Annotated in this window: 8 protein-coding genes and 1 pseudogene; 2 read left to right on the forward strand and 7 right to left on the reverse strand. The window is 43.7% G+C overall.

What is annotated here, in order from left to right; translation table 11 throughout:
• The 6 genes and pseudogenes from A1019T_RS01640 to recN all read right to left on the reverse strand — a co-directional run.
• A pseudogene (locus A1019T_RS01640) lies at positions 1–240 on the reverse strand (RNA-guided endonuclease InsQ/TnpB family protein); the annotation flags it as partial.
• Positions 241–426: 186 nt separating this feature from the next.
• On the reverse strand, positions 427–720 hold the full coding sequence (gene tusA, locus A1019T_RS01645; RefSeq protein WP_077450136.1) for a sulfurtransferase TusA: 294 nt from the start codon (positions 718–720) through the stop codon (positions 427–429).
• Positions 721–787: 67 nt separating this feature from the next.
• Positions 788–1,276, reverse strand: coding sequence for a hypothetical protein (locus A1019T_RS01650; RefSeq protein WP_077450137.1), 489 nt, complete (start codon positions 1,274–1,276; stop codon positions 788–790).
• 75 nt (positions 1,277–1,351) lie between these two features.
• On the reverse strand, positions 1,352–1,873 hold the full coding sequence (gene ruvX, locus A1019T_RS01655) for a Holliday junction resolvase RuvX (protein WP_077450138.1): 522 nt from the start codon (positions 1,871–1,873) through the stop codon (positions 1,352–1,354).
• Positions 1,874–2,012: 139 nt separating this feature from the next.
• Positions 2,013–2,576 (reverse strand): YqgE/AlgH family protein, encoded by a 564-nt coding sequence (locus A1019T_RS01660; RefSeq protein WP_077450139.1) that lies wholly within the window; start codon positions 2,574–2,576, stop codon positions 2,013–2,015.
• A 163-nt stretch (positions 2,577–2,739) separates the two neighbouring features.
• Positions 2,740–4,500, reverse strand: coding sequence for a DNA repair protein RecN (gene recN, locus A1019T_RS01665; protein WP_077450140.1), 1,761 nt, complete (start codon positions 4,498–4,500; stop codon positions 2,740–2,742).
• A 529-nt stretch (positions 4,501–5,029) separates the two neighbouring features.
• Here recN and A1019T_RS01670 point away from each other — a divergent pair.
• Entirely contained in the window at positions 5,030–5,362 is a 333-nt protein-coding gene (locus tag A1019T_RS01670; protein WP_077450141.1) for a pyrimidine/purine nucleoside phosphorylase, read from the forward strand.
• Positions 5,363–5,689: 327 nt separating this feature from the next.
• Positions 5,690–6,481 carry a 23S rRNA (guanosine(2251)-2'-O)-methyltransferase RlmB gene (gene rlmB, locus A1019T_RS01675; protein WP_077450142.1) on the forward strand — a complete coding sequence of 264 codons (792 nt, stop codon included), beginning with the start codon at positions 5,690–5,692 and terminating at the stop codon, positions 6,479–6,481.
• 106 nt (positions 6,482–6,587) lie between these two features.
• Here the strand turns inward: rlmB and coaE are convergent, their stop codons facing one another.
• Positions 6,588–7,304 carry a dephospho-CoA kinase gene (gene coaE, locus A1019T_RS01680; RefSeq protein WP_077450143.1) on the reverse strand — a complete coding sequence of 239 codons (717 nt, stop codon included), beginning with the start codon at positions 7,302–7,304 and terminating at the stop codon, positions 6,588–6,590.
• Positions 7,305–7,665: the final 361 nt, after the last annotated feature.

The raw sequence follows: 7,665 nt of genomic DNA on the forward strand, positions 1-7,665 counted from the left end.
TTTACGTGATTTAGCGTGTGTCTCATTGATAGCCTGTAAGGTCTGACTGTGTAATCCTAAATACTCGCCGCTACCTTTGGTGTACTGGTTTAAATCATAGGCTGAAAAGTACTTACCGGTACGTTTTAGATGCTCAAAGCAAAGTGCATTAACATAGTTCCACACGAAGTTCACTGAACCGCTTAGACGATTCAGATCTTTTATGTGTTTGTCTTTAATGCGTAGCTTGAGTGTTTTCATACCTTTAGTATGGCTAGGTTAATTTTAACTTACAACCCTTTAACGACTTCTTACGACAGTGTGTGTCGCCTTATATCCACCCCCTGAAGTGGGTGGTTTTACGGCGACTGGTGATAAAAAAGAGGTCAAATTAATAAGATGACCTCGTTTTTTATAGTGGATTAGGGTCTTATTGTGCCAAATAAACTAGCCCTGCTTTTTTTGTACCACATAACGATAAAGTTTATCGGTATGTATCTCAGGATCACCAGCAGGATTGTCTGCTTCTGACTGTGAAATTAAGGTATGACCTAGGTGACGACAAAAATTAGGAATGTCGCGAGTGGTAGCAGGGTCGGTGGCCAAAATCTCAATATAGTCACCGCCCTCTGCTTTACGAACGGTACGGTGTAATAACATCACCGGCTCTGGGCAAATTAGGCCTTGGGTATCTAGGTGATGCTCGATAGGGTGCTCTGGAGTGGTATCAGCAGTGCTCATAATGGGTAACTCTTTATAGGTTTATGATCTATAAGTATAAGGTTAAATAGGGGCAAAGAGGCGTAATCTACTGCCCCTGTCTGTCTTCAATAAAATTGAAAAAGCGTTTAAAGGTGGCCTGAAACCAGTATGCTACGCCAATCCAAGCTGCCATCGCTAGCCATAACCAGTCTGAAAGTGAAAATAACAGACAAATAATGAGCAGCAAACTTGCGCCACCGACACTGGTCACTAGCATCGAGGGCTGACTCAAACGATAGCGGTAAACCAAAAAGGCTTGGTACAGGGTAAAAGGTATGGTTAAGCCCACTAAAATATAAGGTAGGTAGTGAAATAACCAATACATTTGGCCACTGCCATGGAACATCTTTAGGCTGGCTAAGGTACCAAATACCACAAAGGCAAAGATGGCCAAAACAATAACCAAAATAGACAGTTTGTTTATCTTTTGCGCATCACGTAATAACTTAATGGCCGCCGCCGGAAACCCAGCAATACTCCCCTTGGAAGATTTGGTAGTTGAAGGGTTAGGGCGGTTTTCAGTTTCTGTACTCATGGCTTTAGGCTTATAGGTTATTGAGCAATAAAAAAGGGCTAGCGGTTTGGTCTTAGTGTATCGGTTATAAAATACTTAGTCTGCTTTATAAGTGGCAATATCTTCAGCATGATCAGGATTGGCCAAATAGCTTTGTAATAATAGGCAAGCAGAAATATCATCAATGGGATCCCGTTCATTTTTTATTAGTCCAAGCTCCCAGGCCATCTCACGTGCTTCCACTGAGGTCAGACGTTCATCAAATAATTGTACCGGAACATCAATGCGCTGCTCCATCAGGCGGTGCGCCAAACGGCGAGCAAACTTGTGTGCCCGTTTGGCAATCATCGAGCTGCTGCCATCCATATTTAGCGGTAGGCCTACCACCACCCGGCCAATTTTCCAGGTATCGATTATGCCCAGTAGATTGTCCCAATCAGCGGGCTGGCCGTTATTCATTGCTAAGATATCGAAGGGGCGTGCGTCTTGAGTAACGGTATTGCCCAAAGCCATGCCCATTTTTTTAACGCCATAATCTAGGCCTAAAAGTACGGTTTGCTCAGGGCGAGCAGCTTCAATATTAACTGCTTCAGAGTTTAAATTCTCATTATTTGGCATAAATACAATTATCGCTTAATCGACAAGTTTATTACTAGTTAGAGCTTATTAACCCTAACTGAATTAGCGGGCAGACTTAGTTATAGAGACAGCCAATAAAGAGGGGCTTAGTGGTAACTCAGTCAGAGAAAACACAATACTAGGCATGACCTATGTCATCACTTAAAAAATCCAAATCCACCCCGATTTTCTGAGCGGCATGACGCCAACGCTCTTCAAAAGGTATCTCAAATAACAAAGATAGGTCACCTGGGCTGACCAACCAATCACCTTGATTGATTTCTTTTTCTAACTGCCCTTTAAACCAGCTGGCATGACCTAGACACAAGTGATAATGACCCACCCCTTCTCCGGCGGCAATTCTTTCTAAAATATCTTTACTGGTGGTAATGCACACATTCTCAGAAATAGCGAAAGAGGAGGCCCAAGTAGGTTGACCGGTGTGTAGCACAAACCCCACCTCGGGATAAACGGGACCACCGTCTAGGGCCAAATCCTGCATTACCGACTGATCACTAACGTCAATGTCTAAGTTTTCGAGCAGCTGACCCACGCGCGCCTCTAAGATAGGGCGATTGACAACCAATCCCAAAACGCCATGTTTGTCATGACGACAGATATAGACCAGCGTCTGCGCAAAGCGCTCATCTGGCATATTGGGAGAAGCTATTAGGAAATGATGGGTCAAGTTATCAAGGGTCATAGGTTTGGCAAACTTACTAGTAAATAAAGGGGAATAAGGGAACTATTAACATGGGGGCAAGACACAGTTAAAGCAACGGTTACTGTAGGTGGCTCCTTTACCTTAGTTGCCACCGAGTTAGCAGTCAATATGCTTTTAGATAGTGAGTGCGGCCAAAAGTTAGCTATTTATTGACATCCGCAAGTAGACTGCGGGCATGCTCACGGGTAACTTCAGTGATATTTACTCCCCCAGACATACGAGCCAATTCATCAACTTGAGCCTCGTCTTCAATAACATTGATTTGGCTGGTGGTTTGACCTTCATCGGTGTCATGATGCTTTTGCACTAAAATGTGCTGATGCGCTTGAGCTGCTACTTGAGCTTGGTGGGTGATCGCCAATAATTGGCGATGTGCCCCTAGTTGGCGTAGCAATTCACCCACGACTTGTGCTGTGCCGCCACTAATGCCAACGTCTACTTCATCAAATACCAGCATGGGCTCAGAGAGGTCTGTGGCTACGTCTGTGTCAGTAGACTCTGTCTGCTTAGAAGGTTGATTGTGTGTGGCCAATAGCACCTGCATCACCAGCGCCATACGTGACAACTCACCTCCGGAAGCGATTTTATACAAAGGTTGCATAGGCATGCCAACGTTGGCACTGAACATCAGCTCAATGTCATGCTTGCCTTGGGCGTTATAATTTTCAGCTGCTCTTTCGGTAAATACAAACTCACAGCGAGCGTTTGGTAAGGCCAGCGGCTGAAGCTGAGCCACTAACTTTTCACTTATACTGGGCGCCACTTGTTGACGTGCTTCTCCAAGCTCAGTGGCTAAAGCTGTAAAGTCCTGCCAAGCCTCATTAATTTGAGCTTCTAACACTTCAGAGGTGGGCTGATTCATTAGATTATCCAGCTCCTCTTGCCAGGTTTGTGCTTCTTCGACTAAGTTAATGGCAGGCAAGCCATGTTTACGCGACAGGCGATGCCCTAAGCTGATTAACGTATTGAGCTCTTCAAGACGTTCAGGGTCAGGCAGCTGCTGTTCGGCATAATCTGCAAGCAAACCTACTGCTTCACTGACATGTTGCTGGGCTAAATATAAAGACTCACTGGCTTGGCTGAATGTGGCACTCACCTCAGATTGATTTTCACAAAGGCGAATGGCCTTACCGAGCAGATCCATTGTATCTGGGTCGTCTGAATCATTGTCTAACAGCTGAACGGCATGACTGGCCTCTAGCATTAACGCTTCTAAATTAGACAGCTCGTCATGCTCGGCCTCGATTTGCTCATAATCGACAGCTAGTAAGGGAGAGATGTCTGCCAGTTGGCTGTTTAGTAACTCGATGCGATCATTACGATGCGCTTCTTTGGCAGCGATTTCTTCAGCTTGACGCTTAAGCTTCTGATAAGTTCTATAAGCCTGCTCAGTCTGATTCGCCAAGGGTTGTAGGCCAGCAATACTGTCTAGCCACTCCACCACAAAAGAAGGCTTTAATAAGGCCTGTTGAGCGTGTTGGCTGTGAATATTGACCAGCATCGAGCCTAATTCTTTTAGCTCAGTCAGACTTACAGGGGCTCCGTTAAGCCAAGCTTTGGAACGGCCATTGCTACTTAACTGGCGACGAATTAATACCTCACCGTCAAACTCTCGGTCATGACTTTCGAACCATTGGCGTACTGCTGCCGCGGTGTTGGCATTGTGAGAAGATGCACCACTAGCCTCTACAGTAAATTCAAACTGAGCATAGATATCTGCGTGATCCTTACCATGACGAACCATACTGGTATCGGCACGCCCGCCTATACATAAGGACAAGGCATCTAGCAGTAACGATTTACCGGCACCGGTCTCTCCAGTAATGACGTTGAAACCGTCGTAGAATGACAGCTCATGATGGTTAATTAAGGCGAAATTTTGCAGGGTCAGAGAAGTTAGCATCAGCAATCTCAGTAGGGGTGTTTATTAGAAAAAAACACTAAAAAACGGACAAAAATAGTATCAGTATCCTATCGCTATGACCGCCTAAAAGCAAATAAGACAATAGGGGTGCTGCGATAAAATTTTAGTTGATAACCGCTATAAAATGGCATAGCAATCAAAGTTTAGCTGAATATATAAAGCCATTTTAATATTAATACAAGCATTATTGTAGAAAACTAAAGTGACAGCCCTTGATTATAAAGTGATTTATTTTTGTCACAGAAATCAAATCTCTCAGTGTTTAAAAAGTATGTGAATTAAAAAGTAAGTCACTGATATAATGCTAAAAGGCTTATATCAAAGGCTATTGAAGATTTGGAATAGCTGGTATCTAAAAAAACATCTATCCTGTCACAATCATTCTAGTAATATTGTGGTAGCATTGAATAACAAAAAAGTAGCATCCAAAAGCAGGGCTGTAAGTTTAGCGTTAACTGAATTCTAGCCCATGACTATTATTAAGTAGACTAAGATTGAGGAAGTCATCATGATGACGACTTATGACCAGGTTTCTGTCGTAAAAAATGCCACCACCTCTTATGATGGCAGGTGTAGTAGCCATACCGTATTATTTGAAGATGGCAGCAAAAAAATGCTTGGTGTTATCTTGCCTTGTGATGAGCACGTGCGTGAATATGAGTTTGCTACTCACACCTCAGAGAGAATGGAAATCACCAGTGGTGAATGTGAAGTGAAGATTACCGGTGAAGACGATTTTACCTATTATCGTGCCGGCCAAGCTTTTGTGGTGGCAGGAGACAGTAGCTTTACTCTACGTACCGATCAAATCGTACAGTATATCTGTCATCTTGAAGGCTAACCAAAAGATAGATCAGAGCGGTTAAGCTGACTGGATAATTGCTAGCAACACAGAGCTTAACCGGGCTAATCTGCTCAGATTTCGGTTAAATTTTCTTATGATATTTACAGCACCCACAGTGTATACTTTGGGTGCTTTTGTGTCTTAGGGTTAGCTATAAGTATTGGCTCATCTCAATGGCACCATCTTCATATTCACTGCAAAGTAAACTTAAGCGTAGTAAACTAAACACAGCTCTATTCATCACATTTATCTATAATTTCACGTATACCCATATTTCAGTTATCTAAAACTTCACTAATATAAAAACAGCTAAAAGGTTATTTTATGGCAAAGCCAGTTCATTTTTATGGAATTCATGCTATCCATGCTTTATTGACTCATCGTCCTACCGATGCCATGGCGCTATTTGTACAACAAGGTCGCAGTGCCAAAGAGGGAAGTCAACACAGCTCAGATGAGATTGACTCTACTTTTGAAGAAATTTTACAGCTTGCAGAGCAAATGGGAGTCAGTATTCAACAAGCCAGCCGAGACAAACTAACGGCTTTATGTGGCAGCCCCCAACATCAGGGTGTGGTGCTTAATGCCCGTCCGCTAGCGATGGCTGATGAAGGTGAGATTGCAAATATTGCAAAATCAGACGATGCTTTATTCTTGGTGCTGGATCAAATTACCGATGCGCATAACTTAGGCGCTTGTCTACGTACAGCGGCTGCTATGGGGGTAGATGCGGTTATCTGTCCTAAGCACCATTCAGCCAGCCTTACGCCCACAGTAGCCAAAGTCTCGGTTGGGGCGATGGAAATTATGCCCGTGATTGCGGTTACCAATTTGGCCCGCTGTATTGAAAACTTAAAGCAAGTCGGAGTTTTTGTTTATGGCACGGCATTAGATGAGACCGCCAAAGCTTTACCTGATGTGGACTTAAAAGGCAAAGTAGCGATTATTATGGGGTCAGAGGGGGAGGGTATGCGCCGTTTGACCACAGAGCGCTGTGATGAATTAATTTATATTCCTATGACTGGCAATAAACATGGCTCATTACAGAGCCTGAATGTAAGCGTGGCCACAGGTATGGTACTGTATGAGGTGAGCCGTCAGCGTCAGCAAGACTAGATGAAATCAAGTAAGCAGTTTCAGATAACTGGCTTTAACTAACTTATTTTAAAGGGTGAAAAAAAAGAGCGATCATAAATCGCTCTTTTTTATTGGCTGTTATTTATTAGTAGCGCGGCAGTTTTCTAAACGCCAAATAGTTCTCGTGTAACGGTTCAAGCTGCTCGTGTAGTTGGGCTAAATCACCGTTATTACACACCACATCGTCGGCCTGCTCGACTCTGGCTTTACGGGACAGTTGATTGGCCATAATTGCTTTAATTTTTTCAACGCTTTGGGTATCGCGGCTGCTGGCACGTTTTAACTGGGTCTCCTCACTGGCATCAACCACTAAGACTCTGTCACACAAGGACACCAGTCCGGCTTCATAGCTTTCAAACAGTAAAGGGGCTGATAAAATAGCATAGGCAGACTTCACTTTACTGAGCTGATTTTTAATTTCTTGACGAATGGCAGGATGGGTAATAGATTCTAAGGTTAATAAGGCTTTGTCATTTTCAAAAACATGATCTCGGACAGCGCGGCGATTCATCTCCCCGTTTTTATCTAGCACCCAGTCTCCAAAGGCTTCGACCAGCTTTTGTAGCGCGGGACTGCCTTTTTTCATGATCTGATGCCCCACCACATCTGCATCCACCACATCTATCCCTTTTGCCGCGAACCAATCTGATACAGCGGTCTTGCCACTACCAATACCCCCAGTTAAGCCGATAATCGGGGTGTCTACATAAAAAGTTTGAAACTTTTGCGGTGGGTCAATCTCATGCTCATCTTGTTGGTTATCGGGGTGTGACGGTGAGTGGATGTGATTGTCGTATGTCATATCAATACCTTAAAACACGTGCTCTAGAAGATTAAACGGGGAAGGTAAGAGTGACTAGCCGAAACTCCTACGCCCATATTGGGTTCTGTGCTCAAAATCAGGCTATAAATTCGCTCAAAGTTAGGCTATAAAAACATATAACCGCTAAAGTTAGCATGTTCTGACAATTGTTTTGTATTAATTGCTGTGCTTAATCTAAACCCGCTAGTAACCAAAGCGCAGGCAGCCTAATTAACTGGCAGAACGGTCAGCTATTGGGTTTGTTTAACTTATCGTGCGTAATTCTCCACCTATAATCTTTGATTTAGGTGGAGATGTAAGCACGGGGAGACCTAGTCAGGGCGTTCTTGTTTTTCGATAT

It is taken from the genome of Psychrobacter piechaudii (assembly GCF_900162825.1).
In the GTDB taxonomy this organism is placed as follows: domain Bacteria; phylum Pseudomonadota; class Gammaproteobacteria; order Pseudomonadales; family Moraxellaceae; genus Psychrobacter; species Psychrobacter piechaudii.